This is a genomic window from Amycolatopsis sp. lyj-23 (assembly GCF_046549135.1).
GTDB lineage: Bacteria > Actinomycetota > Actinomycetes > Mycobacteriales > Pseudonocardiaceae > Amycolatopsis.
In genome coordinates this window covers 174381-199707 of record NZ_JAJPWN010000003.1, presented here as the reverse complement: position 1 = coordinate 199707, position 25327 = coordinate 174381, and the positions used below count along the sequence as shown (strand labels likewise).

The following is a 25327-nucleotide window of genomic DNA, read 5'->3' as shown; positions in this document are numbered from 1 at the left end:
CTCAAGGGAGAGCGATGTCCAGAAAGAGATGGCACCTCCTCGGTCTTTTCACCGCGGTCGGCGCGATCGCGGTCGGCCTCGTCACCGTGCCGGCCAACGCCGCCGGTGGCGTCAGCGCCGCCTTCACCAAGGGGTCCGACTGGGGCACCGGGTACGAAGGCAAGTACACGATCAACAACGGCTCCGGCTCGACGCTGCCGAGCTGGACCGTCGAGTTCGACCTGCCGAGCGGCGCGAAGATCGCTTCGGTCTGGGACGGCAGCTACACCGCGTCCGGCCAGCACGTCACCGTCAAGAACTCCTGGAACGGCAACGTCGGCAACGGCGGCAGCGCCAGCTTCGGGTTCAACGTCAGCTACTCCGGCGCCTACTCGGCGCCGGCCAACTGCAAGCTGAACGGCGGCTCCTGCGACGCCGGCGGCGGCACCCCGACCACCACGCCGACGACCCCGACCACGCCGACGCAGCCGACCACCAACCCGACGACGCCGACCACGCCCACCACCCCGACGACGACCACGCCGCCCCCGCCGGGCGGTCTCAAGAACGTCGGCTACTTCGTGCAGTGGGGCGTCTACGGGCGCAACTACCACGTCAAGAACATCGAGACGTCGGGCTCGGCGAGCAAGCTGACGCACATCAACTACGCGTTCGGCAACGTCAAGAACGGCCAGTGCACGGCGAACGACGACCCGTACGCCGACTACCAGAAGACCTACGACGCCGCGGGCAGCGTCGACGGCGTCGCCGACACCTGGGACCAGCCGGTCGCGGGCAACTTCAACCAGCTGCGCAAGCTGAAGAAGCTGCACCCGGGCCTCAAGGTGATCTGGTCGTTCGGCGGCTGGACCTACTCGGGCGGCTTCGGGCAGGCGTCGCAGAACGCGGCCGCGTTCGCGCAGTCCTGCTACAACCTGCTCAAGGACCCGCGCTGGGCGGACATCTGGGACGGCATCGACATCGACTGGGAGTACCCCAACGCGTGCGGCCTCTCCTGTGACACCAGCGGTGCCGCGGCGTACAAGAACCTCCTCTCCGCGCTGCGGTCGAAGTTCGGCTCGTCGTTCCTGATCACCTCGGCCATCTCGGCGGACGGCAGCAACGGCGGCAAGCTCGACCTCGCCGACTACGGCGGCGCTTCGCAGTACGTCGACTGGTACAACGTGATGACCTACGACTACTTCGGCGCTTGGGCCGCGCAGGGCCCGACGGCTCCGCACTCGCCGCTCACCAGCTACAACGGCATCCCGACGCCGGGCTTCTACTCCGACGCCGCGATCCAGAAGCTCAAGAGCAAGGGCGTCCCGTCGAGCAAGCTGCTGCTGGGCATCGGCTTCTACGGCCGCGGCTGGACCGGGGTCACGCAGGACGCGCCGGGTGGCACCGCGACCGGCGCCGCGCCCGGCACGTACGAGGCGGGCATCGAGGACTACAAGGTCCTCAAGAACAGCTGCCCGTCGACCGGCACCATCGCCGGCACCGCGTACGCCAAGTGCGGCAGCAACTGGTGGAGCTACGACACGCCGTCGACCATCAACGGCAAGATGTCCTACGCCAAGCAGCAGGGTCTCGGCGGCGCCTTCTTCTGGGAGCTGACCGGTGACACCACCAACGGTGAGCTCATCACCGCGATGAAGAACGGCCTGTCGTGAGGCGCCGGTGGTTGCCCGCACTCGGGCTGGCGGCCGCGGCCGCCACGATCGGCGCGATGTTCGTGATCGCCCCGGCGAACGCGGCGGGCGGCGTGTCCGCGACCTTCTCGAAGGGCTCCGACTGGGGCACCGGGTACGAGGGCAAGTACACGATCGCCAACGGCTCTGGCTCGACGCTCGCGGCCTGGACCGTCGAGTTCGACCTGCCTTCCGGCGCGAAGCTCTCCTCGCTCTGGGACGGCAGCTACACGGCGTCCGGCCAGCACGTCACGGTGAAGAACACGTGGAACGGCAACGTCGCCAACGGCGGTAGCGCCAGCTTCGGCTTCAACGTGACGTACTCCGGTGCGTACGCGGCGCCGTCGAACTGCAAGCTGAACGGGGGTGCGTGCACGCCCGGGGGTACACCCCCCACGACCACGACGCCGCCTACGACGACGACCCCGCCGACCACCACCACCCCGCCGCCCCCGGCGGGTGGCCGTGGCGCGCCGTACCTGTACGAAGGGTGGGGCAGCCCGCCCAACCCGCAGACGGTGATGAACGCGACCGGGATCAAGTGGTTCACCATGGCGTTCGTCAACGCCTCCGGCGGCTGCAACCCGGCGTGGGACAGCAGCCGTCCGCTGCAGGGCGGCGCGGACGCGAACGCGATCGCGCAGATCAAGGCGGCGGGTGGCTCGGTGATCCCGTCGTTCGGCGGCTGGAGCGGCAACAAGCTCGGGCCGAACTGCTCGACGCCGGAGGCCCTGGCCGGCGCCTACCAGCAGGTGATCAGCGCGTACGGGCTCAAGGCGATCGACATCGACATCGAGAACACCGACGAGTTCGAGAACGCCACCGTGCAGGACCGCATCCTGAACGCGCTGCGGATCGTCAAGCAGAACAACCCCGGGATCCAGACGATCCTGACCTTCGGCACGACGACGACCGGCCCGAACTCCTTCGGCAACCGGCTCATCGAGCAGTCGAAGGCGCTGGGCAGCAACGTGGACGTGTACACGATCATGCCGTTCGACTTCGGCGGCGGCGCGAACATGTACAACAGCACGGTGAGCGCGGCGAACGGCCTGCGGGACAAGCTGAAGTCGACGTTCGGCTGGAGTGACGCCACGGCGTACGCCCACCTGGGCATCTCCGGCATGAACGGCCTGTCCGACCAGCAGGAGGTGACCGACCTGTCGACGTGGACCCAGATCACCAACTGGGCCAAGTCGAACAAGATCGCCCGCCTGGCGTTCTGGTCGGTCAACCGCGACCGCGGCTGCCCCGGCGGCGGCGTGCAGGAGGCGTGCAGCGGGATCGCCCAGAACGACTGGGACTTGACGAAGGTGACGGCGGGCTTCTGACGCTGTCGTGAGTTGGCCTCCTTGCCCGCTCCCCGGGCGGGCAAGGAGGCCGTCCTCATGACATCTTGACGGCGTCCCCGATGGCCTGGTCCAAAATGGACACGCCGAGCGAGATCTCTTCTTCCGACGCCGTCAGCGGCGGCGCGATCCGGAACACCCCGCCCATCCCGGGCAGCTGCACGATGTTCATGTGCAGCCCCAGCTCCAGGCACCGCTGGGTGACCCGCGCGCCCAGTTCGTCCGAACTCCGCTTGGTCTCGCGGTCCACCACCAGCTCCAGCCCGGCCAGCAGGCCGCGGCCGCGGATGTCGCCGACGACTTCGTGCCGGTACGCGATCTGCTCGAGGCCGTGGCGCAGCAACGAGCCGAGCTGCAGCGCCCGCTCGTCGAGGCGGTCGCGGGTCAGGACGTCCAGCACCGTGTTGCCCACCGCCGCCGGGAGCGGGTCCGACACGTGGGTCGTGAAGAACAGGAACCCGCGGTCGTGCGCCTCCTGCTCGATCTCCGCGCTCGTCAGCACCGCGGCCAGCGGCAGCCCGGCGCCGAGCGTCTTCGACAGCGTCAGGATGTCCGGGACGACGCCGTCGCGCTCGAACGCGTACCAGTTTCCCGTGCGGCACAACCCGGTCTGGGCTTCGTCGAGGATCAGCAGCATCCCGCGTTCGCGGCACTTCTCGGCCAGCGCGGCGAAGTAGCCCGGCGGCGGCTCGATGATCCCGCCGGAGCTGAGGATCGGCTCGGCGAGGAACGCGGCCAGGCTGCCGACCGACTGCGCGTCGATCAGCTCGAAGCCAAAGTCCAGCTGGCGGCGCCAGTCCAGCTCGCCGGCCGCGTCGGTGAAGTCCGGCCGGTACGCGTTCGGCGCCGGGATGGCGAAGTTGCCCGGTGCGGCCGGGCCGTAGCCGCGGCGGCCCGCGCTGTAGGTCGCGCTCGCCGCCGCCTGCGTCATCCCGTGCCACGACCGCGCGAACGAGACGATCTCGTGCTTGCCCGTGACCAGCTTCGCCATCCGGACGGCGGCCTCGTTGGACTCGGCCCCCGTGGTCAGCAGCAGCGCCTTCTCCAGCGGCGCCGGCAGCGTCTCGGCCAGCCGCCGGGCCAGGTCGACGACCGGGCGGCTCAGCATGCCGCTGAACAGGTGGTCGAGCCGGCCCACCTGCCGCCGGACGGTCTCGACGATCTCCGGGTGCGAATGCCCGAGGATCGCGCTCATCTGGCCGGACGTGAAGTCGAGGATCCGGCGGCCGTCTTGGGTGAAGACGAAACTGCCTTCGGCGTGGTCGATGATCTCGCGGGTGAAGGCGCCGCCGTACCGCACGAGGTGCCGGTCGACGTCGGCCCAGAAGGAGTCAGCCATGGCTTCGACGGTAAATCCGCATTGAGCGACACGTCCATCTCACAATTCCGGCTTTCCTGTTCGGTTTTGCCGGACAACAATGGCGGGATGCTGAACCCGTGGCGCCTGCGGCTGCTGAGCCGGCTCGACACCCTGGGCACGGTCCGCGCGGTCGCGCAGGACGCCAACCTGAGCGCGTCGAGCGTGTCGCAGCAACTGGCGGTGCTCGAAGCGGAAACCCGCACCCAGCTGCTGGAACGCACCGGCCGCCGCGTCCGGCTCACGCCCGCCGGGCTGATGCTGGCCCGGCGGGCGCGGGTGATCCTCGACCACATGGAGACGGTCGAGGCGGAGCTGCGCAGCCTCGGCGAGGAGCCGGCCGGCCTGGTCCGGCTGGGCGCGTTCCAGAGCGCGATCCACACACTGGCCGTCCCGGCGGTGACCCGGCTGGCGCACCCGCACCTCGAGGTCCAGCTGCTGGAGCTCGAACCGCACGAGAGCATCCCGGCCCTGCGCGGCGGCGACGCCGACGTCATCATCACCACGACCGACTTCGTCGAGCTGCCGCTGGGCCCTGACCTCGACATCGTCCCGCTGGCGACGGACCCGATCGTGCTGGTGACGCCGCCGGACGCGCCCCGCGGCCCGGCGGTCCTCTCGGCCTACGCGGACGCGCGCTGGGCGCTGGACATGCCGCAGTCGTACATGGCGAACCTGACGCTGCGCCTGTGCCGCGAATCGGGCTTCGAGCCGCGGGTGGTGTGCCGCTTCAGCAACTACCTGATGACGCTGCAGCACGTCGAGGCCGGCCTGTCGATCGCCCTGCTCCCGGGGCTGGCGGTGGACCCGCGTTACCGCGTGTCGACCCGGGAGCTGGCCACGCCGGTGACGCGCACGATCGCGGCGGTGGTCCGGCGGGGCACACCGCTGCGCGCGGGCGTGAACGTCGTCCTCGACGCGCTGCGGCAGCTGCCCGAACTGCCGGAACTGGTCAGACTTCGGACGTCTCCCTGACCGGCAGTTCCGGGCTCGCGCCCCACGCCAGTTCGGTGACCACGCGCACCGCGGCCGGCACCGCGGCCCCGACCGCCGGGGAGAGCCCGATGCCGCCGTCCACGCAGGCCGGTTCGCAGCCGAGCACCAGGACGCGGCCCGCGTCGCCGCCCAGGAGGCGGAGCAGGCGGACCACCGCTTCGCGCGGCAGGTCGTGCGTGTCCGTCGCCGACGTCAGGGAGAGCGTGCCCGGTGGGGCGCCGTGCGGGGTGGCGTCGAGCAGGACCGTCGTGTCGTAACCGCCGGTCAGGTCGTACGCCAGGTGGACCGTGGCGATGTCGTAGTCGGCGATCTGCACCCACGGCGGCAGGCCCGCGCGGTCCAGTTCACGGATCACTTCGACACCGAAGCCGTCGTCGTGCAGGAAGACGTTGCCGATACTCGCGACCAGGACCCGTGGCCTCATTGCGCAACCTCCCGGGGTGCGCTCTCAGGCTAGAACTGTGAGTTGGATCACACAATAGGTCAGTGCTGGTGCTCGCGCTCGTCCTGCACAGTTTCCGCGCGGGCCAGCCACAGATCGGCCTCGTGCGCGGCACCGCGCGCCCGCAGCATGCGTGCCAGGCTGAGCATGCCCTGGACGTCGCCCGTTTCGGCCGCCCGGCGGAACCACTGCTCGGCCTGCGCCAGGTCCTCGCGGTGCTCGGCGAGGTGACCGAGGTTGGTGAGCGCGGGGATGCTGCCGTGCTCGGCGGCCTTGCGGTACCAGGCCGCCGCCTCGCCCTCGTCGCCGCGGTTGCGGGCCAGCACGCCGAGGTTCGTCATCGCCGCCGGGTCGCCGTGCTCGGCCGCTTCCAGGTACCAGTTCTCGGCCTCTTCGACATCGCCGCGGCGGTGCAGCAGCAGGCCGAGGCGGGTGATCGCCTCGACGTGGCCGCCGCGCGCGCCCTGGCGGTACCACGATTCGGCGTCGGCCGGCCTGCCGAGCCGTTCGGCCTGCCTGCCCAGCTGGCAGGTGGCGGCGAGGTCGCCGGCCTGCACGGCCGAGCGCCACCAGCGGGCCGCCTCGGCGGCCTGGCCGCGGTCGCGCAGCACGATCCCGAGGTCGATCATCGCGGCGGTGAAACCCGCGTCGGCGGCCTGGCGCAGCCACGACTCGGCCTCTTCGCGCTGCCCGTCTTCGCGCAGCAGACGTCCGAGCGCGGCCATCGAAGGCAAGTCGCCGGTGCGGGCCGCCTCGCCGTACCAGTGCCGGGCCTCGTCACGCTTGCCACGCCGTTCGCAGGACCGGGCCAGGTACTGCATCCCGTGCGATTCGCCGGCCAGCGCGGCCTCGTGGTACCAGCGGTCGGCCTCGTCACGGGCGCCGCGCTCGGCCAGGAGGTGGGCGAGCGCCGTCATCGAGACGCGGTCGCCGCCCATCGCGGCCTTGCGGTACCACGATTCGGCCTCGGCCAGCTCTCCGCGCTCGCGCATCGCCAGCCCCATCCGGGCCATGGCGACGACGTTGCCGCCTTCCGCGGCTTTGCGCTGGAAGAACTCGTCGAACTTCTTGAGCCGGCCGGGCATCGGCTGCTCCCTCCGGATGGGTCCTGCTCCGGTAGTCGCAGAAGATCGGCTCCGTGTGACAGCTCCGCCGTGGGTGGGCGAGGTCACATTCGCGCCAGGTCATCGTGTCGGCGCGGTTGTCCCGCGTCGGCAGAGGTGACACTACGCCGCGCACCCGCGCAGGTGAGAGGAGAAAATCGTGGCGGCCCGCCGCTTTCGGCTGAGCGTGACGCAGCGAACCCTGCTGGTAGTCGCGATCCTGGCCATCGCCCTCTTCGGGTACTGGGCGACGCGGGGCGCGGGCGCGGCTCCGCCGACGTCGGGTGCACCGGTACCGGTCGGCGCCGCCGACGCGCAGAAGCAGCTCGGCGAGCTCACCATCGCCGCGCGGACGTCCATGGACGGCTATTCCCGTGAAAAGTTTCCGCACTGGGACAGTCAAGGGTCCAATTGCGACACCCGCGAAGTCGTCCTCAAGCGCGACGGCAAGGACGTCAAGACCGACCAGGACTGCAAGGCGATCTCCGGGACGTGGACCAGCGTCTACGACGACGAAACCTGGACCAAGCCGACCGACGTCGACATCGACCACATGGTCCCGCTCGGCCAGGCGTGGGCGAGCGGCGCGAAGTCGTGGACGACCGAGAAGCGCGAGCAGTTCGCCAACGACCTGACGCGCCCGCAGCTGTTCGCCGTGACCGACAACGTCAACCAGCAGAAGAGCGACAAGGCGCCCGACCAGTGGAAGCCGCCGCTGGTGGCGTTCTGGTGCACCTACGCGACCGACTGGATCGTCGTGAAGCACTACTACGGGCTGACGATCACGCAGGCCGAGAAAACCGCCTTGACCGACATGCTGCGCCGCTGCTGAGCTGGCCGGCGTGACGACTTTCGCGCTGATCCACGGCGGTGGCGGCAGTGGCTGGGACTTCCACCTGCTGATCCCGGAGCTCGAGGCGCGCGGGCACGACGCCGTCGCGCCCGACCTGCCGATCACCGACCCCGCGGCCGGGCTCGCCGAGTTCACCGAGACGGTGCTGGCCGCGCTAGGCGGCCGCACGGACGTCGCGGTCGTCGGCCATTCGTACGGCGGGTTCACCGCGCCGCTGGTCGCGGCGAAGGTCCGGGCGCGGCAGCTGGTGTACCTGGCCGGGATGGTCCCGGCGCCGGGGGAGCCGCCGGGGCAGTGGTGGGGCAACACCGGCTTCGCGGCGCCGAAGGGGCTGAGCGAGACCGAGCAGTTCTTCAACGGCGTCCCGGCGTCGCTCGCGGAGGAGTGCCAGGCCCGCGGGCGCGAGCAGGTCAGCAAGGAGTGGGACGAGCCCTGGCCGCTGCCCGCCCACCCGGACGTCCCGACCCGGGTGCTCCTCGCCCGCGACGACCGGTTCTTCGTCCCGGACTTCCAGCGGCGGGTGGCGCGCGAGCGCCTGGGTCTGGAGCCGGACGAGATCGACGGCCCGCACTGCGTGCCCCTCAGTCACCCCGCCGCCCTGGCCGACCGGTTGGTGGGTTACCTCTGACTGCGCCGATCGGCGATTAAAGGTCTAGACCTATTGACTGAGTGGTCCAGGCCACTTACGGTTTTGTCCAGCGGCGAACCCGCTCGCGTCACCTCCACCCGGTCCCCACCACGGAGGTTTCCCCCGCCATGCGTCTTGCCCGCGTCCTCGCGCTGGCGGCCTTCGCGGCCGGCAGCGTCCTCGTCGCCCCGGCGGCCTCCGCCGCCGCTTTGCCCGCCTGCCAGCACTTCTACTCCGGCCCGATCCCCGACCGCCCGGTCACCGGCGGGCACGGGCCCGGCACGCTCGTCGGCGCCGTCGACGTGACCAACCGCTTGCCCGCCCCCGGCTCGGTGAGCGGGGGACTGGGCAGCGACGGCAAGGTCACCTTCACGTTCACCCGGGTCGCCGGCGCGAAGGCCTACCGCGCTTTCCGCAACGGTCAAGCCCTCCAGTGGATCAGCGACTGGGGTCAGCCGGCGCTCACGGTCACCGACACCACGCCCTGCCAGAACGCGAACTACCAGCTCTACGCGATGACGGCGGAGGACAACTCCCCGGGATCGCTCGGGCAGATCTCGACCGCGTACCGCCTCGACGGCGCCAACCGGCTCGCGGCCTACCGCATCCCCGCGGGCACCACGCTGAACTACCGCGTCACGTCGTACAACGACGTCGCCCAAACGGCTCTCGGGTACAGCGCCGGGCCGGGGTTCTGCGCCGTCGACGCCCGGAACATCCCGTGGGGCACGCGGTTTTCCGTGCCCGGCTACGGCGAGTGCTACGCGGCCGACATCGGGAGCTGGATCTCCGGCGACATCGTCGACGTCTGGCTCCCGGGCGCTCAGGCCGACGCCTGGGGCATCCAGCGGCTCACGCTCACCGTCCGCTAGACCACCTGGCCGCCGAAAGGCCGTGACGGCCTCCTTGCCGACGTCCCCCAACTGCCCCGGCAAGGAGGCTTTCACGGGTGGTCACCAGCGGTCGAGGTGCAGAACCTCCTCCAGCGGCTGGCGGGCCGCCGGCTTGAACGTCTCGCCCGTGTAGAACGCCGTCGGGATCAACGCGGCCTGGTGCACGTTCTTCGGCAGCTCCAGCACCTCGGCCGCCTCCTGCTCGTACTTCAGGTGCAGCGTCGTCCACGCCGTGCCCAGCGTCACCGAACGCGCCGCGAGCATGTAGCTCCAGACCGCGGGCAGCAGCGAGGCCCACAGCCCGGCCTGGTTGCCCGGCGGCAGTTCCGTCGCATCCGTCTCGAGGCAGGGGACGACGAGCACCGGCACGTCACCCATCCGGTCGGCCAGGTACGCGACGCTGTCGCCGACGCGCTGCTGCACCTTCGACCGCTCGGGGTCGTCGGCGAACAGCTTGCCCGCCGCCCGCGACGACTCCAGGTACTCGTAGCACGCCCGGCGGTAGATCCCGCCGAGCGCGGCGCGCTGCCCCGGGTCGGTCACGACCAGCCACTGCCACCGCTGCGTGTTGGAACCGCTCGGCGCCTGCAGCGCGACCTGCACGCAGTGCTTGACCAGGTCGAGCGGCACCGGGCGCTCGAAGTCGAGGCGCTTGCGGACGGTCCTGGTGGTCGTCAGGAGCTCTTCGGGCGTCATCATCGGCCCATCATGCCGGGCCTACCAGCGATCGTGCACCAGCGGCCGGATCAGCTCGTCGTAGGTTTCGCGGACACCCGCCAGCGCCTCTTCGGGCAGCGGGGGCAGCGCCGCCGCCGCGGTGTTCGCCGAGGCCTGCTCCGCGTTGCGAGCACCCGGGATCACCGTGCTCACGCCCGGCTGGTCGATGATCCAGCGCAGCGCGAACTGCGCCAGCGTCTGCCCGGACGGCACCAGCCCGCGCAGCCGCTCGACGGCCTGCAGCCCGACCTCGTACGGCACGCCGGAGAAGGTCTCGCCGACGTCGAACGCCTCGCCGTGGCGGTTGAAGTTGCGGTGGTCGTTCTCCGCGAACTCCGTGTCCGCGGTGTAGCGCCCGGACAGCAGGCCGGACGCCAGCGGCACCCGCGCGATGATCCCGGCGCCCGCCTGCGTCGCCGCGGGCAGCACGCGCTCCAGCGGCTTGAGCCGCAGGCAGTTGAGGATGATCTGCACGGAAGCCACCTGGGGCCGCGCCAGCGCCGTCAGCGCCTCGTCGGCCGTCTCGACGCTCACGCCGTACGCCTTGATGCGGCCTTCCTCGACCATCGCGTCGAGGGCGTCGTACACCGCGTCGGAGGAGTACACCGGCGTCGGCGGGCAGTGCAGCTGGACGAGGTCGAGCGTGTCGACGCCGAGGTTGCGGCGCGACCGGTCGTTCCACTCGCGGAAGTTCTCCGCGACGTAGTTCTCCGGCACCTGCTCGACGCGGCGGCCCATCTTGGTCGCCACGAACACGTCCCCGCGCTCGGCGAGGAACCGGCCGACCAGCCGCTCGCTGCGGCCGTCGCCGTAGACGTCGGCGGTGTCGAAGAAGGTGACACCGTTGTCGGCGGCCGCGTGCAGCACACCGAGTGCGTCGTTCTCGTCGACCTCGCCCCAGTCCGCCCCGAGCTGCCAGCAGCCGAGGCCGACGACGGACACCTCGCGGCCCAGCCGGGCGATCTTCCGCTTCTCCATGTCCCGATCCAAGCACACGACCGGCGCCTATGATCGGCGGTCATGGCCATGACCGCCGAGCCGGCACAGCGGGGTCCGGAGGGGCTCGGGACCCGGATGCGGCACGTCCTCGAGATCCTCGACGGCGACGTCGCGCGGTTCCTCGCCGACATCGGCCTCGACGACTACCGGCCGCGGTACTCGCCGGTGGTGCGGGCGTTGCTCGCCCGCGGCCCGCTGGCGATCCGCGACCTCGCCGCCGAGATGCGCGTGACGCACTCGGCGGCCAGCCAGACCGTCGCACAGATGCACCGCGCGGGGTTTGTGAGCCTCGAGCCCGGCGCCGACGCCCGGCAGCGGATCGTGTCGCTCACCGCGAAGACGCGCGACCTGCTGCCGCTGATCGAGGCGGAGTGGACGGCGACGACCGAAGCGGCGGAGACACTTGAAGCCGAGCTGCCGTACTCGCTGCGCGCCCTGCTGGACGCCATCCTCGAGGCACTGGAGCGCAAGCCGTTCCGGCAGCGGATCGGGGAGACCGCGGCCGCGCGGGACCTGCGCTGATCAGGCCTCCGACAGCGGGAAGACCGCCCAGACGTACTTGCCGCCCGGGCAGCGTTCGAAGCCCCAGTCCAGCGACAGTGCCTGGACCAGGACGAGCCCGCGGCTGCGGGCCTCCTCCGGGGACGGCGCCCGCAGCTCGGGCAGCAGCCGGCCGGTGTCGTGCACCCGCAGCGTCAACCGGCCGCCGCCGTGCTCCAGCTCGAGCCGCTGGGGCCGTTCGCCGTGCTCGAAGGCGTTGGTGACCAGCTCCGAGGTGGCCAGCAGGATGTCCTCGAGCTGCCGTTCCCCCACGCCGAGCCGGAGCAGCGCCGTGCGGACCTCGTGCCGCGCCAGCGCCGGCGCCGTGACGTCGGCCGGGAGGAGCACCCTGAGCGGGGCGGCGGCCGTGGCTGGACGTTGCGGCGTCCTCGACGTCGTCATCCGGTCCCCCTCCCAGTGAGTTCGCTACCGCCCGGCAAGTACCCAGGCGGCAGATGGCCTAATCAGGTGCCGTCGGCCAGCTCGGATTCGTCGAGGCCGGACCGCAGTTTCTTCAGCGTCGCGGCCAGCAGCCGCGAAACCTGCATCTGCGACACCCCGACGCGGCGGGCGATGTCCGACTGGCTCATCCCCGAGCCGAACCGCAGCGCGACGATCTTGCGCTCCCGCTCCGGCAGGCTTTCCAGCATCGGCCGCAGCGCCTCGCGCAGCTCGGCCTGGCCCAGCTCGGCGTCCGGCGCCCCGAAGCGGGTGTGCGCCGCGTTCTCCAGCAGGTGGTCCAGCGAAGCGCCGTAGCGGCCCTGTCCGGCCCGGAGGCCTTCGTAGACGTCCTCGATGGGCACCCCGAGCCGCGCGGCGATCTCACTCGGCTTCGGCGCGCGGGAGAGCTGCACGGTGAGCTCCTCGCGCGCGGCCGAGATGTTCGCGTTCAGCTCCTTGAGCCGCCGCGGCACCCGCACCGACCAGCTGTTGTCGCGGAAGTGGTGCCGCAGCTCGCCGGAGATGGTGGGCACGGCGAAGGCCAGGAAGTCCGTCCCCTGTGCGGGGTCGAACCGGTCGACAGCGTGGATGAGGCCGACGGTGGCGATCTGGACCAGGTCCTCCATCGCCTCGTCGCGGTTGCGGAACTTCCGGGCGAGGTTCCGCGCCAGCTCCAGGTGCGCGCGCACGAGGGTGTCGCGGATGCGCTCGCGCTCCGGCGAGTTCGCCGGCAGGGCAGCGAGTTGGGTGAACAGCGCGCTGACGTCGAGGTCGCTCCCGCTGTTCCCGGCGGGATCGGTCACGAGTCCGTCGCCTGGCTTTCCCGGACGAGGTCCACCCGGGACAGGTAGCGGCCGTTCTCCGGGGTGATCGTGCGCTCGGCCGTCGTCGCGAGGGCGGTCAGCAGCTGCCAGGACAAACCGGCGTCGTCTTCGTGCTCGGCGCTGTCGGCCAGCACCGAAACCGAGACCTCGATGCGCGGCCCGTTCCAGGAGAAGACGCAGGTGAGGCGTCCGTCCGCGCTCGCGGGCAGCAGCAGCGAGCAGGCTTCGTCCACCGCCATCCGGAGGTCCTCGACGGCGTCGAGGTCGAAGTCCTGGCGCATCGCGATGTCCGCCACGATGGTCCGCAGCGTGGGCACGACGTGCGGGATCGCTGCCGTCCGCACCTCGATGACCTGCGCGCCTTCCGGGACGAGCGGGGCGTTGTCCTCCACGTTTGTTCCTTTCTCCGCACTCGCGCTGCAGGGGATTCGGCGGTGTCTGCCACGCCCGGTCAGCGAGATGCCCGTGGGGTGAGCAAACCAAACCCGGGTTTGATCCGCTCCACCGGCGGGCATGTAGCGGTCGACACGGGTGATCCTGGGAAAGGCAGGGACGACATGGCTGACGTGAGCCGGCTGCCCAACGTGGTTGCTGAAGAGTGGGAATGGCAGCTGCGCGGCTCGTGCCGGGGTGCGGACAGCAGCCTTTTCTTCCACACGGACAACGAGCGGGGTTCGGCGCGGGAGCGGCGCGAATCGCGGGCCAAGGCCATCTGCCAGACCTGTCCGGTCCTGGCCCAGTGCCGTCAGCACGCGATGACCGTACAGGAGCCGTACGGCATCTGGGGCGGCCTCGGCGAGATCGAGCGGCGGCAGCTGTTCCTGCGCCAGCGCAGGGCGGCCCGGAAGGCGATGAGTGCGCACTGAGCAGCGCGCTGAGCAGGCAGGATCCGATCGCCGGTGAGCAGTGCACGCGAAAGGGCGGCGGCCGTGGCGGGCGCGGCCGCATCCTGGGTTAGGGTTGGCCCCGGAGTTGCCTTGACCGTGCCCGGCGCGAGCTTGGAAAGGCACGGTGACACGGTTGCCGCTTGAGACAACAGGCGCGTACCCGGCGCAGGAGCAGCGCCTGACGAGGAGAAACTGCATGCCCGCAGCCGACCAGAACGCCACCCCGCCCGGGTTCGGCATCACGCTGGACACCGACGCGACGGAGCCACGGGTGGTGGTCACCGGCGAGCTCGACCTGCTCACCAGTCCGCAGCTGCAGGAGGCCCTGGCCGGGCTGATCGCGGACAAGCGCGCGCAGCGGGTCGTGGCCGATCTGTCCGGGGTGACCTTCTTCGATTCCTCCGCGCTGAACGTGGTGCTCCGCGCACAACGCCAGGCCGGCGAGCAGGACGTCGAACTCGCGGTCGTCCCCAGTCCCGCGGTGAGCCGGGTGATCGAGCTCACCGGCGTGGCCGAACACCTGAGCGTGTCGGAGGACCCCCAAGCCTGACCGCCCGCTACGGTTCCGCGGACTGATTTCTGTACGCGGACCTGGGGGACGGCACGATGATGGGGCGCACGCATGCCCTGACCGGCTGGTGCGCGGGCTTGGCGCTGGCCCCGGCGGCCGGGGTGGGTTCGGTGCACCAGGCGGTCGTCTTCGCGGCGACCACCGCGGGGTTCGCCCTGCTCCCGGACCTGGACCACCCCGGCGCGAGTGCTTCCCGCCTCCTCGGCTGGCTGACGGGCGCGTTGTCCTGGCTGCTGCGCCGCGTCTCGGCGGGCATCTACGCCCTGACGAAGGGCCCCCGCGACGAGAAGGTCTCCGGCAAGCACCGCCACCTGTCCCACACGGTCCTGTTCGCGGCCGGCCTCGGCCTGCTGACGTCGTGGGGGACGACCGAAGGCGGGCCGTGGGCGGTGGTCGGCGTGGTCGTGTTCGGCCTGATGCTGGCCGAGGGCGCACTCGGCGACTGGCTTCTGCCGGTGAGCGGCGCGGCGGTGGCCTGGTGGTTCTTCACGGCCCCACCCGACCGCGCGGGTGAACTGGCGTCGATTTCGGGCTGGCTCGGCATCGCGGTCGCGGCCGGCTGCCTGACCCACTGCCTGGGCGACGCCCTGACCGAAGCCGGCTGCCCGTTCCTGTTCCCGGTCCCGATCGCCGGCGAGACGTGGTACGAGATCCGGCCGCCGAAGGTGCTGCGCTTCCGGACGGGCAAGAAGGTCGAGAAGCGGTTGATCTTCCCGGTGTTCGCGCTGCTGGGGGTGCTGCTGGTGCCGGGGGTGTGGGACCACGCGGTGAGCACGTTCGAGCGGCTGTTCATCCCGCCGTCGAGCCAGCGCGCGACCACGCCTTGAGGCGTTCGGCGGAGGCGGTGTGGCGATCTGCCCGTTGGGACGGACCAGGAGCCGAGGCGGGTCAGCTCGCCGGAGAGCTCCAGCCCGGCGCCCGGGCGGCCCGAGCCCCGGTGCCGCCTGCGGGGCCATCCCACCGCCCCAAAAGCGGCCCCCACCCTCTCCGGGGGGCGTCCCAAGTCCAGTCTATCGGCCCTGGCCTGCAAAATCGGGGGGCCGGCAAATCTGTGGACAACTGCGAGCAATGTGGATAACTGCGCGCGATGTCGATTACGTCTCGGTCCGCGGCACCTCGGCCAAGCCGGCTCGGCCGGGGCTCTTCGAATTCGAGGACTTCTCGAGACGAGCTGCCGCCGAGGTGTACGGGTAGTCGCGGTAGGCGGTGATCTCCCCGTCCGAGACGGTCAGGATCCCCACCGACGAGGCGAACTCGATCCCCGGCCCGGAGACCACGAGCTCCACCACGAAGCCCGAGTCCGTCAACGTCGTCGCGACCTGCGTCTTCGTCAGGCCCGCCGCTCGCGCGCGGTCGCCGCCGGCGGCCAGCGCCGCCACGACCGCCTCTCGCCCTTCGATCCGGTGCCCGAGGAACGGCACTTCGAACACCGCGTCGGCGGCGAACAGCTCCGCGAACGGGGTGACGTCGAAGGTGGACATGCCTTTGCTGACCAGAGCGGCGATTTCGGGCACGGTGCGCGACATCGGAATTCTCCTGGGAGACTGGACGTTGAATCGGAACGGTGGGCCCGCTTACGACGATACGGAGCACTCGCTCCGGTTGTCAACGAGGAGAACGTGATGGAGAAGATGCGCGCCGACGCGCGGCGCAACCGGGCCAAGGTGCTGGCCGCCGCCGAGGAGGCCTTTGCGCTCGACGGCCTGGCCGTGCCGCTCGATGACATCGCGCGGCTCGCCGGGGTCGGGGCCGGCACCGTCTACCGGCACTTCCCCAGCAAGGAAGCCCTGTTCCAGGCCGTCGTCCTCGAACGGATCCAGCAGTTCGCCGAGGAAGCGCGGGCGCTCGCGACCTCCGACGACCCCGGTGCGGTCTTCGTCGACTACTTCGTCCGCGTCATCAAGCAGGCGTCACTCAACCGGGCCATTTGCGACGCCCTCGCCGAGTCGAGCGGGCACGCCTTCAAGGCCGGCGCCGGCGAGGAGTTCCGCGCCGCGCTGGCGGAGCTGCTTGCCCGGGCGCAGGCCGCCGGGGCCGTCCGGTCCGACATCGACGGGGACGACCTGCGGGCGCTCATCGTCGGGTGCCTGGCCGTCGAGCGGTACGCGCCGGGCAGTGCGCACCTGGTCCGGGTGGTCATCGACGGTCTGCGGGCCGCAGGTCACGCAGCTTCCGCAGTGGCGACCACACCATGATCGCCGCCGAGGCCAGGACACCGGCCGCCGCGACGTGCAGCGTGGCACGCATGCCGAGCGCGCCGGCCAGTGCGCCGCCGAGCAGGCTGCCGAGCGGCACGACGCCGAACACCAGCGTCTGGGAGATGGCGTTGACCCGCCCCAGCAGCGCCGGCGGCGTGACGGCCTGCTGGAAGCTCACGCCGAAGACGCTCAGCACGATCACGCTGTAGCTGGTGAAGAACCCAGCGGCGACGTAGCACGCGAGCGCCCAGCCGCGGCCGGTGAACGGGTAGAGCTGGTAGGCCAGGCCGAACAGCACCGCCGCGCCCCACAGGGCCCGCGCCTGGCCGATCCGGTCGCCGAGCCACCGCGCGGTCAGCCCGGCGGTGAGGGCGCCGGTCAGCGACGCCGTGCCGAGCACGCCGATCACCCAGGGCGAAAGCCCGAGGTCGCGGGCGAGGAAGGCGACCACGATCGCCAGGTGTGCCGACTGGAAGAAGCTCGACACCGCGCCGTGCGCGCTGATCGCCAGCAGGACGCGGTCGCCGCGGACCAGCCGCAGCCCTTCGCCGATCTCGCGCAGCAGCCGTCGCTCCCGCGGCTCCGGCCGCGTGCTGGGCGTTTCGATCCGACGCAGCCACCAGGCCGACCACAGGTAGCTGACGGCGTCGACGGCCAGCGCCGCCGCGGTGCCGAGCGCCTGCACGACGACCCCGGCGAGGCCCGGGCCCGCGACCGCCGCCAGCGACCGGTTCGTCTGCAGCCGGGTGTTGGCTTCCGGCAGCTGCTCGCGCCGGACCAGCTGCGGGACGTAGGTCTGGTGGGCGACGTCGAAGAAGACGCCGAGCAGGCCGACGGCGAAGACCACGGCGAGCAGCTGGGGCATGCCGAGCACCCCGAACAGCGCGGCGACCGGGATCGACGCGACCAGCACGGCCCGGCCCACGTCGGCGGCGATGAGCACCGGGCGGTGGCGGATCCGGTCGCACCAGACGCCGACCTGCAGGCCGAGCACCAGGTACGGCAGCGTGGCCGCGGTTCGCAGCAGCGAGACCTCGAAGACCGGCGCGTCGAGCGTGGTGACCGCCAGCAACGGCACCGCCAGGACGTCGACCCGGCTGCCGAGCTGGCTCACGAGGTCGGCGACCCACAGCCGCCGGAAGTCGCGGTTCCGCAGTACCCCCATTCCGCCAAGCTGGCACGTGCGCGCATCAGGCGCAAGAAAGTTGAGTCGTACGGACTCCAGATGCACATCGGGTAACAGGACGTAAGATCAACGCGAGTTAGTCCTCGTACCTGCGCTGCGCGTGGCGAGGGGGTGCCCGGATGAGCGGCCGACCTACCTGGGGCTCCGCCGCGGTCACCGGCCTCGCCGGGTTCGCCACCGGACTGCTGGTCGCCGCGATGCTCATCGCCGGCCGGACGCCGCCGCACACCGTCGAAACCACCGACCCGCCGCCGACCAGGACCGTGTCCGCGGTGCCGGTCACGGTCACCGAATCCGTGTCGCCGGCCACGGTCACCTCGGTCGACACCCCGTCGCCGACGACCACCACGAGCGTCGTCGCGGTCACCGTGCCGTCGACGACGTCGGTCACGCCGGTCACGCCGACCCCGACCTCGACGCCGCTGCTGCTGACTTCGGGCTGGCGCGACTGACCGGTGCAACCCGGCGGCCCGCCGGGTCCGTCCGGTCGGCATGCACCGCGTACTGGGGTTCGCCGTCCTTATCGCCCTGACGGCCGGCTGTACCGGGCCGGAGGTCGCCTGCCCGGCGATCGGGTTCGCGGTCGGCATCGGCCTGTCCGTCCCGTCGCCGCAGGGCATCTCGAAGGCGACGCTCGAAGCCTGCTGGCGCGGCCGGTGCGTCACGCGCGACGTCGGCCTCTACCCGGAGACGTCGGCGGGCGCGACGACCTGCACGGGCACCGGCCCGGACAGCTCGTGCGGCACGTCGATGGTCCCGACCGGCGGCCTGCACGGCTTCGCGGACGTCCCGGACCTGCCCGCCGAGCCGGTGCGGGTCACCGTCCGCTTCGACGACGGGAAACCGCACAGCGTCGAGGTGACGCCGTCCTTCTCCGAGCCGAACGGCCCCGCGTGCGGCAAGGCCGGTCCGCAGGTGCAGCTCGTGGCCGGGCCCGGCCACGAGCTGCGGGTGCGTTAGCCGACGTCCCGGCGCTTCCAGCCGGCCAGACCGGTCACCAGCGCGACGAGGCCGACGGCCAGCAGCCAGGCGAGCGGTGTCGCGGTGAACTCCTGGCTCGGGAGCTTCGGCGGGTGCTGGAACGGCGAGACGTCCAGCACCGCCTGCGGCAGGTCGACGACCGGGCCGAACAGGCTCAGCAGCAGCGCCAGCGCGCCGACCGCCCACGCCGCGGCCGAGAAGCCCGGCACCAGCCCGAAGATCGCCATCGCCAGCGCGACCACCACCCAGGCCGCGGGCAGCTGGACGAGCATCCCGGCGAGCGTGTCCGCGAGCGAACCGCCGACGTCGCCGGTGCGCAGCCCGTTGGCCAGGCCCATGAACACCCCGCCGGACAGCAGCAGCGCCGCCGTGCCGAAGAAGGCGAACACGAGGTGGCTGCCCGCCCAGCGCAGCTTGCCCACGCTGGTGGCGAGCACCGGCTCGAGCCGGGCCGCGGTCTCCTCGCCGCGCATCCGCAGCACCGCCTGGACGCCGTACAGCGACGCGACCATGGCGAACATCCCGGCCATCGCGGCGAGGAACGCCTGCGTCAGCGCGTGGCTGCCGCCCAGCCGCGCGAAGATCTGCTGCGCCTGCGGGCTCGACCCGACGAGGTCGCCGATGCCGCTGGCGATCGACCCGAACACCGCGCCCACCACGGCGGTGCCGACGAGCCAGCCGAGCAGCGGGCCGCGGTGCAGCCGCCACGCGAGCGCGAACGGCGACCGCAGGCTCGCCGCGGCCCGCGCCGGGCCCGGCCGCGGCGGCAGGATGCCGACGCCGACGTCCCGGCGGGGCAGCAGCCAGTACCCGGTGGCGCCGGTGACCAGCGCGAGCACCACCGGCAGCAGGAGCACCCACCAGCGTTCCCCGGCGAACGCGCGCACCTGCTGCACCCAGCCGATCGGCGACAGCCAGGACAGCCAGCGGGCGTCCACGGTGGAGTCACCGGCGCCGCGGAGCAGGAACGCGGCCCCGACCACGGCGGTCCCGATGCCGTTGGCGGTCCGGGAGTACCCGGCCAGCTGGACGGCCACCGCCGCGACGGCGGTGAACACCAGCCCGGCCAGCGCTTCCGCCGCGCCGAAGGCGAGCGAACCGGCCGCGGGCAGGCCGGCGCCGAGCATCGTGACCGCCTGGACCAGCCCGGTCAGCACGCTCGCGCCGCCGGCGACCAGCAGCGCCGCCGTCAGCGCCGCGTACCGGCCGACCACCGCGGACGCGAGCAGCTCCGCGCGCCCGGTGTCCTCCTCGGCGCGGGTGTGCCGGGTGACGGTGAAGACGACCATCAGCCCGGTGAGCAGCGCCAGGAACCCGCCCATGCGCCAGGCGATGAACCCGCCGGCCGTGGTCAGGTCGAACGGCGGGCCGTAGAGCAGCGCGTAGGAGGGGTTGGCGTGCGCGCCCGCCTGCAGGGCCAGCCGATCGGCGACGGTCGGGTAGAACTGCGTGAACGTGTTGACGGTGCTCGCCGGGACGACGCTGAGCAGCACGATCCAGATCGGCAGGATCACCCGGTCGCGGCGGAGCGCGAGACGGGTGAGGTGCCAGGTGCCGGCCAGTTCGTGCGCGGGCGCCACCGCGGCTTCGGCGCGCGAGAGCGTCGCGGTCATTTCGCGCTCGCTTCGGTCGTGTAGTGCCGCAGGAACAGCTCTTCCAGCGTCGGCGGCTGGCTGACCAGGCTGCGGACGCCGGCTTCGGTGAGCCGGCGCAGGGCGTCGTCGAGCGAGCGCGTCTCGACGTCGAACCGGACGCGGTTGCCCTCGACCTTCAGGTCGTGGACGTTGGCCAGGTCCGCCAGGCCGTTCGGCGGGCCGGCGAGCTCGGCGGTGATCGACGTCCGGGTCAGGTGCCGCAGCTCGGCGAGCGTGCCGGACTCGACGGTCTTGCCGTTGCGGATGATGCTGACCTTGTCGCAGAGCGCCTCGACCTCGGCGAGGATGTGGCTGGAGAGCAGCACGGTCCGGCCCTGCTCGCGCTCCTCCTGGATGGCGTACTGGAACGTGGCTTCCATCAGCGGGTCGAGCCCGGACGTCGGCTCGTCGAGGATCAGCAGGTCGACGCGGGAGGCGAGCGCCGCGACGATGGCGACCTTCTGCCGGTTGCCCTTCGAGTACGTCCGCCCCTTCTTCTTCGGGTCGAGGTCGAAGCGCTCGATCAGGTCGGCGCGGCGCTTCTCGTCCAGGCCGCCGCGCAGGCGCCCGAGCAGGTCGATCACCTCGCCGCCGGAGAGGTTGGGCCAGAGGTTGACGTCGCCGGGCACGTAGGCCAGGCGGCGGTGCAGGGTCGCGGCGTCCTTCCACGGGTCGCCGCCGAGCACGCGAACTTCCCCCGAGTCCGCGTGGAGCAGACCGAGCAGGACCCGGACGGTCGTCGACTTCCCGGCGCCGTTCGGGCCGAGGAAGCCGTGCACCTCCCCCACGGGCACCTGCAGGTCGAGGCCGTCGAGGGCCATCGCCGCACCGAACGACTTGTGCAGGTCGATGACCGAAATGGCGTTTTCCATGGTTCGGAAGCTACACTCGCTTCACGAAGTTGTGAAGTTAAGAAAATGTCTAGATCAAGTGATCGCCGGGGCGGCGTACGGGAGGATGGACCGATGACGACGCCTGACACGAAGCGGGATGAAGACGCCGTCCGCCGGTACGTCGAGAACCTCGGGCTCGTGCTTTCGCAGATCGGCATGCAGCGCATGCCCGCGCGGGTGTTCGCCGCGCTGATGACCACCGACGAGGGCCGCCTGACCGCGGCGGACCTGGCCGCGCAGCTGTCGGTCAGCCCGGCGGCCGTGTCCGGTGCGGTGCGCTACCTCGAGCAGATCGGCCTGGTGACGAAGGAGCGCGAACCCGGCGAGCGCCGCGACCACTACCGCCTCTACGACGACCTCTGGTACGCCACCTTCATGAAGCGCGACCGCATGATCATGATGTGGCGCGACGCGGCCGAGAACGGCATCGAAGCCCTCGGCGAGGACACTCCGGCGGGCAAGCGGCTCGCGGAGATGCGGGACTTCCTGTCGTTCATGCTGGAAGAGGTCAACCGCATGTACGAGCGCTGGCACGAACTCCGCGCGGCGAAGAACGCCTAGAGGCCGGCGAGCAGGACGTCCGCGAGCCGCTCGGCGCGATCGGGGGGCTCCCGCTCCTCGAACGTGGCCAGGAACGCCTGCTGGAAGCACGCGCCGAGGAGCAGGGACGCGGCCGCCTCGACGTCGGTGTCCGCCTTGATGCGGCCCAGCGCCTGTTCGGCGCGCAGGTAGTCCGCGACGCCCTTCCCCGGCAGGTGCGGCCCGTGCCCGCGCAGCCTCTCCCGGTGCGAGCGCAGCAGTTCCCGCGACGAGAACATCGAGACGGCGATCGGGAAGCTGTCGACGTAGAACGCCAGGCCGAGCCGGGCCACCCGGACGAGGTTGTCCCGCAGCGGCGCCCGGCCGGGGTCCGCGGTCAGTTCGGCCAGCGTGGCCCCCAGCGCGGGCAGTTCCTCGGCCAGCACGCTGCGGAAGAGGTCGGTCTTGTCGCGGAAGTGCTTGTAGAGCATCGCCTCCGAATACCCCGCGGTCTGCGCGATGACCTTGGTGGTGGCGTGGGCGTAGCCCTGCTCGCGCATCACCTTCGCGGCCGCGGCGATGATCTCTTCGCGGCTTCCCATGGCGGCTCCCTGAGTGCGTTCTCAGCTCGGTTAGTGAACACTCACCCTACCTGGTGAGTGTTCACTAACCACGAAGGAGACACCATGCGGATCACCGTGCTGGGAGCCACCGGCGGCGTCGGCGGCGAGGTCGTCAAGCAGGCGCTCGACCGCGGCTGGCACGTCACCGCCGTCGTGCGCGACCCGGCCAAGCTGCGGTGGCCGGCCGAAGTGGTGGTCGCGGGGTTCGCCGACCACGACAAGCTCGCGGCCGCGGTCCAAGGCCGGGACGCGGTGATCTCGGCGGTCGGCTCGCGCGAGCGCGGGCCGACCACGGTCTGCGTCGACGGCGCCCGTGCGGCGATCGACGCCGGGGCGAAGCGCCTGCTCGTCGTCAGCGCGAGCGGCATGCACACCGAGGGGGACGGGGTCTTCACGCGGACGCTCGTCAAGCCGCTGCTCAACACCTTCCTCAAGCACGGCTGGGCGGACATGCTCGCGATGGAGGCGGTGGTCGCGGCCAGTGACCTGGACTGGACGATCGTCCGGCCGCCGATGCTGCTGAACGGGCCGCGCACCGGCAAGGTCGCGAGCCGGCTCGACGGCAACGTCCGCACGTTCACCATCCGGCGTGCCGACGTCGCCGCGTACCTGCTCGACGCCGTGGCGGACCCCACGCTGATCAGGCGGAAGGTATCGATCGCCCACGGCTAACGTCGGGTCATGGTGCTCCTCGCTCAAGCTCTCTACGTCAAGCGCAAGACCCCGCGGCTCCCGGGTGCGGCGGGACCCACGGAGGGACTCGTCCCGGGCGACGGCGAACCGTTCCGGCTGGCCGTCCTCGGCGAATCCACAGTGGACGGCGTCGGCGCGGCCGGTCACGAGGAAGCGCTCACCGGCTGCCTCGCCCGCGAGCTGGCCCGCGACGGCCGGGCGGTCCGCTGGCAGGCGGTCGGCCGGACCGGCGCCAACGCCCGGGTGACCCGCACCGAGCTGGTCCCGCTGCTGCGCCCGGCCGACCTGGTCGTGATCGCCCTCGGCGTCAACGACACCATCGAGCTCAGGACGGCTCCGGCCTACCGCCGTGACCTCCTGCGGCTGGTGCTCGACGTGCGCCGGCGGCTCGGCCCGGTCGACGTCCTCCTGGCGGGGGTGCCGCCGATGTCCCGCTTCCCGGCGCTGCCGCGTCCCCTGCGTGACGTCCTCGCCGCTCGTTCCACCGCTTTGGACCGCGCGGCCGCGACGCTGGCGAGGATCCCCGGCGTCCGGCACCTGCCGATGGATCCGGCGCTGCTCGACCCGGCCGCCTTCGCGAGCGACCGGTTCCACCCGGGACCCGCCGGCTACGCCCGCTGGGCGGGGACGTTGGCACGCGCGGTGATCGGTTGGCCGCGCTGCGTCGATTTCGAAAAAAAGCCGGCGGTTGAGGTATCTGGCGGTGTCCCCACTGCGTCCTGTGGAGCAGCCAAGCACGGAGGAACACGACAGGGGGTGTCGAGTTCGGAGTGAACGCGGTGGCCGGGAGCCGAGGGGGCTGCCGGACACCGTCGGCCGGGTGCCCTTCGGGGGAGGGGACATCCGGCGGGGCCCGTTGGGGAGCGGGTCCTTGAGGGAGGGGAGTACCGGCCGGTGCGGGACCACCCGCTCGCGCCGGCCGGTACCTCGACGACCCGCCACTGTCCGGTAGTGCACGACCGACGAAGTAAGTGACCTTGATGCATCCGAGATCCACCTGCACGCTCCTTCCCCCCGAAGGAACCGCGATACTGCCAATGCCGACTCGAAGACTCTTCCGAAGAGGGGCAGATACGGTGACCGACGTGCAAACCACAGAGGTAGATCCGCCTTGGGAGGGCCTGACCGGCGCCGAGCTGCACGCTGCGTGCATGCAGGCCGCCAGAGACGGTGACCGCCGGGCGATGGCCCGCCTCGTCGAAGAGCTGACCCCGCTCGTCTGGCACGTCGCCCGGGCCAACGGGCTCGACCGCTCGGTGGCCGAAGACGTCGTCCAAACCGTCTGGCTCGCCCTCTTCAGCCAGCTCGAAAAGCTGCGCGACCCCAAGGCCCTCGCCGCCTGGCTGATCACCACGACCCGGCGTGAGGCCACCCACCCGTTCGGCCGTCGCATGCAGCCGGTGCCGCTGAGCGACGAGGTCGCCGAGGCGATGCCGAGCACCCAGCCGGCACCCGAAGACGAAGCCGTCCGCGCCGACCGCGACCGCCGGGTCTGGCGCGCCTTCGTCCGGCTGCCCCACCGCTGTCAGGAACTGCTCCGGCTGACCGTGCTCGCGGGCCGCGCGGAGTACCAGCTCGTCGCCGAGGCGCTGCGCATGCCGCGCGGCAGTGTCGGCCCGACCAGGGGGCGCTGCCTCGACCAGATGCGCGATCTCCTCGCCAGTGAAGGGGGAAGCCGATGAACGACCTCGGAGCGCCGGGCGAGGCCTTTTCCGATGACCTGATCCTGGCCGGCGTCGGCCGCTTCCTCGACGAACTGGACCCGCCACCGGGTGACCTGGTGCAGCGGGTCCAGTTCGCGCTCGCGCTCGAAGACCTCGACGTCGAGGTCGCCCGCTGGGAGCGGCTCGACAACCTGGCCGGCGTCCGCGGCGGCGGCACCGGCACGATCACGTTCACCGTCAGCGACCTGACGGTGATGATCAACCTGACCAAGATGGGCAAGCTGCACCGCATCGACGGCTGGCTGGTCCCGGCCGGCCAGTACGGCGTCGAGGTCCGGGTCGCCGAGCACGGCACATCCTCGACGACGGCCGACGAAGGCGGCCGGTTCGTGCTGGACAACGTGCCACGCGGGACGACGCAGATCCTCGTGCACCTGGGTGACGTGTCGTGCCGCCGGACCATCGTGACGCCGACGGTCGTGCTCTAACCCAGGAAGTCGGCCAGGGGGACGGGGATGAGCCCGTCCTTCTTGGCCCGCTGGAGATGTGAGCTTTCCGGACGCCGCACCGGCCACCGGCCCCCGCGCGGCTCGCCGCCGCGACGGTGGCGGCTGTGGGCGGCCGAGCCGCTCAGTGGCCCGCACCCGCGACCCCGTGCCGGTCAGT

Annotated in this window: 30 protein-coding genes and 1 pseudogene; 18 read left to right on the top strand and 13 right to left on the bottom strand. The window is 71.6% G+C overall.

Features of this window, described 5'->3' with window-relative positions; genetic code table 11:
• Positions 1 to 14 precede the first annotated feature (14 nt).
• Together ACLJPY_RS07030 and ACLJPY_RS07025 are read left to right on the top strand one after the other, a co-directional pair.
• Positions 15 to 1652 carry a glycosyl hydrolase family 18 protein gene (locus tag ACLJPY_RS07030; RefSeq protein WP_410587199.1) on the top strand — a complete coding sequence of 546 codons (1638 nt, stop codon included), beginning with the start codon at positions 15 to 17 and terminating at the stop codon, positions 1650 to 1652.
• Positions 1649 to 3001 carry a cellulose binding domain-containing protein gene (locus tag ACLJPY_RS07025; protein ID WP_410587198.1) on the top strand — a complete coding sequence of 451 codons (1353 nt, stop codon included), beginning with the start codon at positions 1649 to 1651 and terminating at the stop codon, positions 2999 to 3001. The genes ACLJPY_RS07030 and ACLJPY_RS07025 overlap by 4 nt, the downstream gene beginning before the upstream one ends.
• A 55-nt stretch (positions 3002 to 3056) precedes the next feature.
• On the opposite strand, the gene ACLJPY_RS07020 is transcribed toward ACLJPY_RS07025, so the two are convergent.
• On the bottom strand, positions 3057 to 4358 hold the full coding sequence (locus tag ACLJPY_RS07020; RefSeq protein WP_410587197.1) for an aspartate aminotransferase family protein: 1302 nt from the start codon (positions 4356 to 4358) through the stop codon (positions 3057 to 3059).
• 87 nt (positions 4359 to 4445) lie between these two features.
• Here ACLJPY_RS07020 and ACLJPY_RS07015 point away from each other — a divergent pair, with 87 nt between their 5' ends.
• Positions 4446 to 5351 (top strand): LysR family transcriptional regulator, encoded by a 906-nt coding sequence (locus ACLJPY_RS07015; protein ID WP_410587196.1) that lies wholly within the window; start codon positions 4446 to 4448, stop codon positions 5349 to 5351.
• Here ACLJPY_RS07015 and ACLJPY_RS07010 read toward each other — a convergent pair.
• Complete coding sequence (locus tag ACLJPY_RS07010) at positions 5329 to 5796, bottom strand: hydrogenase maturation protease (protein WP_410587195.1); 468 nt, start codon at positions 5794 to 5796, stop codon at positions 5329 to 5331. The two genes, ACLJPY_RS07015 and ACLJPY_RS07010, sit on opposite strands and share 23 nt — an antisense overlap.
• Before the next feature lie 59 nt (positions 5797 to 5855).
• Positions 5856 to 6899, bottom strand: a complete 1044-nt coding sequence (locus tag ACLJPY_RS07005; RefSeq protein ID WP_410587194.1) for a tetratricopeptide repeat protein — start codon at positions 6897 to 6899, stop codon at positions 5856 to 5858.
• 178 nt (positions 6900 to 7077) lie between these two features.
• On the opposite strand from ACLJPY_RS07005, the gene ACLJPY_RS07000 reads away from it, so the two are divergent.
• The 3 genes from ACLJPY_RS07000 (at position 7078) to ACLJPY_RS06990 (ending at position 9270) form a co-directional block, all read left to right on the top strand.
• Positions 7078 to 7749: an HNH endonuclease family protein gene (locus ACLJPY_RS07000; RefSeq protein WP_410587193.1), complete on the top strand. Its 672-nt coding sequence runs from the start codon at positions 7078 to 7080 to the stop codon at positions 7747 to 7749.
• 10 nt (positions 7750 to 7759) lie between these two features.
• Positions 7760 to 8398, top strand: a complete 639-nt coding sequence (locus ACLJPY_RS06995; protein ID WP_410587192.1) for an alpha/beta fold hydrolase — start codon at positions 7760 to 7762, stop codon at positions 8396 to 8398.
• A 128-nt stretch (positions 8399 to 8526) separates the two neighbouring features.
• Positions 8527 to 9270, top strand: coding sequence for a 3D domain-containing protein (locus ACLJPY_RS06990; RefSeq protein ID WP_410587191.1), 744 nt, complete (start codon positions 8527 to 8529; stop codon positions 9268 to 9270).
• Between the two features lie 81 nt (positions 9271 to 9351).
• Here ACLJPY_RS06990 and ACLJPY_RS06985 read toward each other — a convergent pair whose 3' ends face one another.
• Together ACLJPY_RS06985 and ACLJPY_RS06980 are read right to left on the bottom strand one after the other, a co-directional pair.
• Complete coding sequence (locus ACLJPY_RS06985) at positions 9352 to 9990, bottom strand: nitroreductase family protein (RefSeq protein WP_410587190.1); 639 nt, start codon at positions 9988 to 9990, stop codon at positions 9352 to 9354.
• Between the two features lie 18 nt (positions 9991 to 10008).
• Positions 10009 to 10986: an aldo/keto reductase gene (locus tag ACLJPY_RS06980; protein WP_410587189.1), complete on the bottom strand. Its 978-nt coding sequence runs from the start codon at positions 10984 to 10986 to the stop codon at positions 10009 to 10011.
• Positions 10987 to 11028: 42 nt separating this feature from the next.
• On the opposite strand from ACLJPY_RS06980, the gene ACLJPY_RS06975 reads away from it, so the two are divergent.
• Positions 11029 to 11529, top strand: a complete 501-nt coding sequence (locus ACLJPY_RS06975) for a MarR family winged helix-turn-helix transcriptional regulator (protein WP_410587188.1) — start codon at positions 11029 to 11031, stop codon at positions 11527 to 11529.
• Here ACLJPY_RS06975 and ACLJPY_RS06970 read toward each other — a convergent pair whose 3' ends face one another.
• From ACLJPY_RS06970 to ACLJPY_RS06960, 3 genes are all read right to left on the bottom strand, one after another.
• Positions 11530 to 11949, bottom strand: a complete 420-nt coding sequence (locus ACLJPY_RS06970) for an ATP-binding protein (RefSeq protein ID WP_410587187.1) — start codon at positions 11947 to 11949, stop codon at positions 11530 to 11532. It lies immediately after the preceding gene.
• Between the two features lie 62 nt (positions 11950 to 12011).
• The gene (locus ACLJPY_RS06965; protein ID WP_410587186.1) at positions 12012 to 12791 is read right to left on the bottom strand and encodes a SigB/SigF/SigG family RNA polymerase sigma factor; all 780 of its coding nucleotides are present in this window, start codon (positions 12789 to 12791) and stop codon (positions 12012 to 12014) included.
• Positions 12788 to 13204: an anti-sigma factor gene (locus ACLJPY_RS06960; RefSeq protein ID WP_410587185.1), complete on the bottom strand. Its 417-nt coding sequence runs from the start codon at positions 13202 to 13204 to the stop codon at positions 12788 to 12790. Before ACLJPY_RS06960 ends, ACLJPY_RS06965 begins: the two co-directional genes overlap by 4 nt.
• A 165-nt stretch (positions 13205 to 13369) precedes the next feature.
• Between ACLJPY_RS06960 and ACLJPY_RS06955 the strand changes: the two genes are divergently transcribed.
• The 3 genes from ACLJPY_RS06955 (at position 13370) to ACLJPY_RS06945 (ending at position 15097) form a co-directional block, all read left to right on the top strand.
• Positions 13370 to 13678, top strand: a complete 309-nt coding sequence (locus ACLJPY_RS06955) for a WhiB family transcriptional regulator (protein WP_091305403.1) — start codon at positions 13370 to 13372, stop codon at positions 13676 to 13678.
• A 217-nt stretch (positions 13679 to 13895) separates the two neighbouring features.
• Positions 13896 to 14249 carry an STAS domain-containing protein gene (locus ACLJPY_RS06950; RefSeq protein WP_410562220.1) on the top strand — a complete coding sequence of 118 codons (354 nt, stop codon included), beginning with the start codon at positions 13896 to 13898 and terminating at the stop codon, positions 14247 to 14249.
• 59 nt (positions 14250 to 14308) lie between these two features.
• Positions 14309 to 15097: a metal-dependent hydrolase gene (locus tag ACLJPY_RS06945; RefSeq protein WP_410587611.1), complete on the top strand. Its 789-nt coding sequence runs from the start codon at positions 14309 to 14311 to the stop codon at positions 15095 to 15097.
• A gap of 267 nt (positions 15098 to 15364) precedes the next feature.
• Here the strand turns inward: ACLJPY_RS06945 and ACLJPY_RS06940 are convergent, their stop codons facing one another.
• Positions 15365 to 15796 (bottom strand): nuclear transport factor 2 family protein, encoded by a 432-nt coding sequence (locus ACLJPY_RS06940; protein WP_410587184.1) that lies wholly within the window; start codon positions 15794 to 15796, stop codon positions 15365 to 15367.
• Positions 15797 to 15892: 96 nt separating this feature from the next.
• On the opposite strand from ACLJPY_RS06940, the gene ACLJPY_RS06935 reads away from it, so the two are divergent.
• A complete protein-coding gene (locus tag ACLJPY_RS06935) occupies positions 15893 to 16465 on the top strand; it encodes a TetR/AcrR family transcriptional regulator (RefSeq protein WP_410587183.1) in 573 nt (190 codons plus the stop codon).
• On the opposite strand, the gene ACLJPY_RS06930 is transcribed toward ACLJPY_RS06935, so the two are convergent.
• On the bottom strand, positions 16407 to 17633 hold the full coding sequence (locus ACLJPY_RS06930) for an MFS transporter (RefSeq protein ID WP_410587182.1): 1227 nt from the start codon (positions 17631 to 17633) through the stop codon (positions 16407 to 16409). The genes ACLJPY_RS06935 and ACLJPY_RS06930 overlap by 59 nt on opposite strands.
• A gap of 140 nt (positions 17634 to 17773) precedes the next feature.
• Between ACLJPY_RS06930 and ACLJPY_RS06925 the strand changes: the two genes are divergently transcribed.
• Complete coding sequence (locus tag ACLJPY_RS06925) at positions 17774 to 18106, top strand: hypothetical protein (protein ID WP_410587181.1); 333 nt, start codon at positions 17774 to 17776, stop codon at positions 18104 to 18106.
• A gap of 40 nt (positions 18107 to 18146) precedes the next feature.
• Complete coding sequence (locus tag ACLJPY_RS06920; RefSeq protein ID WP_410587180.1) at positions 18147 to 18614, top strand: hypothetical protein; 468 nt, start codon at positions 18147 to 18149, stop codon at positions 18612 to 18614.
• On the opposite strand, the gene ACLJPY_RS06915 is transcribed toward ACLJPY_RS06920, so the two are convergent.
• Positions 18611 to 20248, bottom strand: a complete 1638-nt coding sequence (locus ACLJPY_RS06915) for an ABC transporter permease (RefSeq protein ID WP_410587179.1) — start codon at positions 20246 to 20248, stop codon at positions 18611 to 18613. The two genes, ACLJPY_RS06920 and ACLJPY_RS06915, sit on opposite strands and share 4 nt — an antisense overlap.
• Positions 20245 to 21141 carry an ATP-binding cassette domain-containing protein gene (locus ACLJPY_RS06910; RefSeq protein WP_410587178.1) on the bottom strand — a complete coding sequence of 299 codons (897 nt, stop codon included), beginning with the start codon at positions 21139 to 21141 and terminating at the stop codon, positions 20245 to 20247. Before ACLJPY_RS06910 ends, ACLJPY_RS06915 begins: the two co-directional genes overlap by 4 nt.
• 93 nt (positions 21142 to 21234) lie before the next feature.
• Here ACLJPY_RS06910 and ACLJPY_RS06905 point away from each other — a divergent pair, with 93 nt between their 5' ends.
• Positions 21235 to 21723 (top strand): GbsR/MarR family transcriptional regulator, encoded by a 489-nt coding sequence (locus tag ACLJPY_RS06905; protein WP_410587177.1) that lies wholly within the window; start codon positions 21235 to 21237, stop codon positions 21721 to 21723.
• Here the strand turns inward: ACLJPY_RS06905 and ACLJPY_RS06900 are convergent.
• Positions 21720 to 22283: a TetR/AcrR family transcriptional regulator gene (locus tag ACLJPY_RS06900; protein WP_410587176.1), complete on the bottom strand. Its 564-nt coding sequence runs from the start codon at positions 22281 to 22283 to the stop codon at positions 21720 to 21722. The two genes, ACLJPY_RS06905 and ACLJPY_RS06900, sit on opposite strands and share 4 nt — an antisense overlap.
• An 84-nt stretch (positions 22284 to 22367) precedes the next feature.
• On the opposite strand from ACLJPY_RS06900, the gene ACLJPY_RS06895 reads away from it, so the two are divergent.
• The 4 genes and pseudogenes from ACLJPY_RS06895 (at position 22368) to ACLJPY_RS06880 (ending at position 25149) form a co-directional block, all read left to right on the top strand.
• Positions 22368 to 22976 (top strand): NAD(P)-dependent oxidoreductase, encoded by a 609-nt coding sequence (locus ACLJPY_RS06895; RefSeq protein ID WP_410587175.1) that lies wholly within the window; start codon positions 22368 to 22370, stop codon positions 22974 to 22976.
• Between the two features lie 9 nt (positions 22977 to 22985).
• Positions 22986 to 23645, top strand: a pseudogene (locus ACLJPY_RS06890) (SGNH/GDSL hydrolase family protein); the annotation flags it as partial.
• Positions 23646 to 24073: 428 nt separating this feature from the next.
• Entirely contained in the window at positions 24074 to 24679 is a 606-nt protein-coding gene (locus ACLJPY_RS06885; protein ID WP_410587174.1) for an RNA polymerase sigma factor, read from the top strand.
• Positions 24676 to 25149, top strand: coding sequence for a carboxypeptidase regulatory-like domain-containing protein (locus tag ACLJPY_RS06880; RefSeq protein ID WP_364245276.1), 474 nt, complete (start codon positions 24676 to 24678; stop codon positions 25147 to 25149). Before ACLJPY_RS06885 ends, ACLJPY_RS06880 begins: the two co-directional genes overlap by 4 nt.
• Positions 25150 to 25327: the final 178 nt, after the last annotated feature.

Excerpts from the sequence above, each read along its gene's own strand:
- ACLJPY_RS07030 (WP_410587199.1), top strand. The coding sequence starts at position 15 with ATGTCCAGAAAGAGATGGCACCTCCTCGGTCTTTTCACCGCGGTCGGC.
- ACLJPY_RS07020 (WP_410587197.1), bottom strand. The coding sequence starts at position 4,358 with ATGGCTGACTCCTTCTGGGCCGACGTCGACCGGCACCTCGTGCGGTAC.
- ACLJPY_RS07015 (WP_410587196.1), top strand. The coding sequence starts at position 4,446 with ATGCTGAACCCGTGGCGCCTGCGGCTGCTGAGCCGGCTCGACACCCTG.
- ACLJPY_RS07010 (WP_410587195.1), bottom strand. The coding sequence starts at position 5,796 with ATGAGGCCACGGGTCCTGGTCGCGAGTATCGGCAACGTCTTCCTGCAC.
- ACLJPY_RS07005 (WP_410587194.1), bottom strand. The coding sequence starts at position 6,899 with ATGCCCGGCCGGCTCAAGAAGTTCGACGAGTTCTTCCAGCGCAAAGCC.
- ACLJPY_RS06990 (WP_410587191.1), top strand. The coding sequence starts at position 8,527 with ATGCGTCTTGCCCGCGTCCTCGCGCTGGCGGCCTTCGCGGCCGGCAGC.
- ACLJPY_RS06985 (WP_410587190.1), bottom strand. The coding sequence starts at position 9,990 with ATGATGACGCCCGAAGAGCTCCTGACGACCACCAGGACCGTCCGCAAG.
- ACLJPY_RS06980 (WP_410587189.1), bottom strand. The coding sequence starts at position 10,986 with ATGGAGAAGCGGAAGATCGCCCGGCTGGGCCGCGAGGTGTCCGTCGTC.
- ACLJPY_RS06975 (WP_410587188.1), top strand. The coding sequence starts at position 11,029 with ATGGCCATGACCGCCGAGCCGGCACAGCGGGGTCCGGAGGGGCTCGGG.
- ACLJPY_RS06970 (WP_410587187.1), bottom strand. The coding sequence starts at position 11,949 with ATGACGACGTCGAGGACGCCGCAACGTCCAGCCACGGCCGCCGCCCCG.
- ACLJPY_RS06955 (WP_091305403.1), top strand. The coding sequence starts at position 13,370 with ATGGCTGACGTGAGCCGGCTGCCCAACGTGGTTGCTGAAGAGTGGGAA.
- ACLJPY_RS06950 (WP_410562220.1), top strand. The coding sequence starts at position 13,896 with ATGCCCGCAGCCGACCAGAACGCCACCCCGCCCGGGTTCGGCATCACG.
- ACLJPY_RS06945 (WP_410587611.1), top strand. The coding sequence starts at position 14,309 with ATGGGGCGCACGCATGCCCTGACCGGCTGGTGCGCGGGCTTGGCGCTG.
- ACLJPY_RS06940 (WP_410587184.1), bottom strand. The coding sequence starts at position 15,796 with ATGTCGCGCACCGTGCCCGAAATCGCCGCTCTGGTCAGCAAAGGCATG.
- ACLJPY_RS06935 (WP_410587183.1), top strand. The coding sequence starts at position 15,893 with ATGGAGAAGATGCGCGCCGACGCGCGGCGCAACCGGGCCAAGGTGCTG.
- ACLJPY_RS06930 (WP_410587182.1), bottom strand. The coding sequence starts at position 17,633 with ATGGGGGTACTGCGGAACCGCGACTTCCGGCGGCTGTGGGTCGCCGAC.
- ACLJPY_RS06925 (WP_410587181.1), top strand. The coding sequence starts at position 17,774 with ATGAGCGGCCGACCTACCTGGGGCTCCGCCGCGGTCACCGGCCTCGCC.
- ACLJPY_RS06920 (WP_410587180.1), top strand. The coding sequence starts at position 18,147 with ATGCACCGCGTACTGGGGTTCGCCGTCCTTATCGCCCTGACGGCCGGC.
- ACLJPY_RS06915 (WP_410587179.1), bottom strand. The coding sequence starts at position 20,248 with ATGACCGCGACGCTCTCGCGCGCCGAAGCCGCGGTGGCGCCCGCGCAC.
- ACLJPY_RS06910 (WP_410587178.1), bottom strand. The coding sequence starts at position 21,141 with ATGGAAAACGCCATTTCGGTCATCGACCTGCACAAGTCGTTCGGTGCG.
- ACLJPY_RS06905 (WP_410587177.1), top strand. The coding sequence starts at position 21,235 with ATGACGACGCCTGACACGAAGCGGGATGAAGACGCCGTCCGCCGGTAC.
- ACLJPY_RS06900 (WP_410587176.1), bottom strand. The coding sequence starts at position 22,283 with ATGGGAAGCCGCGAAGAGATCATCGCCGCGGCCGCGAAGGTGATGCGC.
- ACLJPY_RS06895 (WP_410587175.1), top strand. The coding sequence starts at position 22,368 with ATGCGGATCACCGTGCTGGGAGCCACCGGCGGCGTCGGCGGCGAGGTC.
- ACLJPY_RS06880 (WP_364245276.1), top strand. The coding sequence starts at position 24,676 with ATGAACGACCTCGGAGCGCCGGGCGAGGCCTTTTCCGATGACCTGATC.